General features: G+C 61.8%; 3 protein-coding genes and 1 pseudogene. 1 reads left to right on the top strand and 3 read right to left on the bottom strand.

Going from position 1 to position 1,965, the window contains the following annotated elements:
* The 3 genes and pseudogenes from WBF82_RS00080 to WBF82_RS00070 all read right to left on the bottom strand — a co-directional run.
* Positions 1-141: pseudogene (locus tag WBF82_RS00080) on the bottom strand (decaprenylphosphoryl-beta-D-ribose oxidase); the annotation flags it as partial.
* Positions 142-173: 32 nt separating this feature from the next.
* Entirely contained in the window at positions 174-587 is a 414-nt protein-coding gene (locus WBF82_RS00075; RefSeq protein ID WP_424381081.1) for a GtrA family protein, read from the bottom strand.
* A gap of 21 nt (positions 588-608) precedes the next feature.
* Positions 609-1,097, bottom strand: a complete 489-nt coding sequence (locus WBF82_RS00070) for a GreA/GreB family elongation factor (RefSeq protein ID WP_424381080.1) — start codon at positions 1,095-1,097, stop codon at positions 609-611.
* A 605-nt stretch (positions 1,098-1,702) separates the two neighbouring features.
* Between WBF82_RS00070 and WBF82_RS00065 the strand changes: the two genes are divergently transcribed.
* The coding region (locus WBF82_RS00065) for a hypothetical protein (RefSeq protein WP_424381079.1) at positions 1,703-1,965 on the top strand (263 nt) is incomplete at its 3' end.

Genomic DNA, 1,965 nt, shown 5'->3' with positions numbered 1-1,965 from the left:
ACCGCCGGCATCCGCGGCGTGCGCCACCGCTTTCGCGATCAGCTCAGGGTCCGGCGTGGAGAGCACCTGTGCCACTGATGGCGCGGTGCGGCCGAACCCGGTCAGCCGGGTCGCAGTGGTGGGAATGTCGCTGCTAAACATCGACAAAGAGGCTACCTGTTGTATGTCACGGCTCAGCGCAGCCGGAAGATCACCGAGCGCTGAACCACGAAGTTGATCACCGAGGCGGTGCCCTGCGCGATCACGAACGCCAGCGGTACCGCCCAGACTCGGTAGTCAAGTAATGCGAGGCAGAGGTGATTGAGCCCGACCTGCACCGCGAAGGTGACCCCGTAGAGCGCCATCACGACCAGGAACCGGGCGGTGCTCGGCGACGCCTGAAACGTCCATCGGCGGTTGATCAGGTATGCGGTGATCGTGCCGACGACGAAGCTGGTCGCTTTGGACAGGTCCACCTGTATGCCAACGGCTTTGTAGAGCAGCACGTAAAGACCGAAGTCGACGATCGCCGACAATCCGCCGGTGACGACGAACCGCCATACCTGCGTCTTGAGGGGTAGCTGTGTACTCGCCGCAATCTCGGCCATCGGCGAAAAGTCTACGGCGAGCTACTTCGGGTACTTGACGTCCAACAGCTCGACCTGATTTTCGCCTTGCGGCGTGGTGTAGGTGACCTTCTCGCCTTTTTTCCGTCCGACCAGCGCCAGCCCCAATGGACTGCCTGCCGTCAACGCCTCGGCTTCGCCGTCGACCGGAGCCTCTTCGATGACGGAGATCACTTGCATCTTGATCACCGCCCCGTCGGAAAATCGCAGAATTACCTCGGTTCCGAAGGGCAGCGTGTCGGCCCCGTTCGTCGGCAACGGGCCGGTGCGCAGCAGCCGGTCCAGCTCGATGATCCGCTCGTCCAGGCTGGCCAGTTCGTCGGCGCGCTGGATGGCGTCGGCGGCGTCAGCGTGGTCACTTACCGCGCCGCGGTCGCTTCTGACCTCGGCCTCCAGTCGATCGCGCCGTTCACGAATCCGGTCCAACTCGGCGCTGATGCGCTCGCGCGCTTCACCCGAAAGCCCCGTGGGCTCAACCTGCTTGCTCGCCATTTGTGCCGACCTGTCTTCCGCCGGAACGGCGGCTGCCATCGTGGATTGCCAGGACTGTATTGCACTTAAACCAAATTATTCATGCGTTCGTCGTGGGTTGGACGAAAGTTTTCGCGCCACAGCGCAACCGCCCTGATCGAGTCCGCTCCCGAGCGTCGCGAGCGCAGGCCAGATCGATAGCCCAGGTAAAGATGTGATCGGTCTGAAAGAATCTTTGTCGTAGCTCAGCTGCGACACGCCGTGAGTTTTGCTCCTGCTGTGCAAAATCTGTGTTTGCGGCGCTTGGGGCCCGCCTTCTCCTCGATAGTGCCTGCACCGTGGCACCTTAGCGAGCCGCGAGGCCTGGCAGAGTTTGCTCGCTCAGCGAGTGCCAAAAATTTCCAAGGTGATCTTGAATTAATTGTCTAATTTTCTGGACGTGGGTTCACCCAAGGGTTACCTTAAGCCGGGCTGAGAGAGCAGTTCGTGCCAGCGATAAGCCAGCAACTCCGGGAGGGAAGTCATCCATGTCTGGACAACACAGCAAGAAGAATCGTCGATCACTGAAGGCGAAGGCGCGCCGTCGCACGCGTGTAGCGGGTCTGGGGGCAGGCGCGGGGGCCTTTATGGCGTTTGGGTTGTACCCCTTGGCGGGTGCCCCGACGGCCAAAGCCGATGTCTTCGACGACATCCTGGATTTGGCGGTGGGCTCAGCGGCCACGTCGGCAGTGACGGCGGTGAACCCGACGGACTTTTTGGACCCCGGTGTGCTGACCGGGTTGTTGGGGGATTTGAGCAGCCCGGCGGGGTGGGAAACGTTGTTCAACGATCTGGGTAACGCCAGCAGCCTTGACGCCTTGTTCTCGGGCCAGACCAGCCTGGCTTCCGA

Source organism: Mycobacterium sp. (assembly GCF_049673265.1).
GTDB lineage: Bacteria > Actinomycetota > Actinomycetes > Mycobacteriales > Mycobacteriaceae > Mycobacterium.
This window is presented reverse-complemented; position numbering and strand designations above follow the sequence as displayed.

What these genes read in the sequence shown, in the direction of transcription:
- WBF82_RS00070 (WP_424381080.1), bottom strand. Translation starts at nt 1,097, where the DNA reads ATGGCGAGCAAGCAGGTTGAGCCCACGGGGCTTTCGGGTGAAGCGCGC.
- WBF82_RS00075 (WP_424381081.1), bottom strand. Translation starts at nt 587, where the DNA reads ATGGCCGAGATTGCGGCGAGTACACAGCTACCCCTCAAGACGCAGGTA.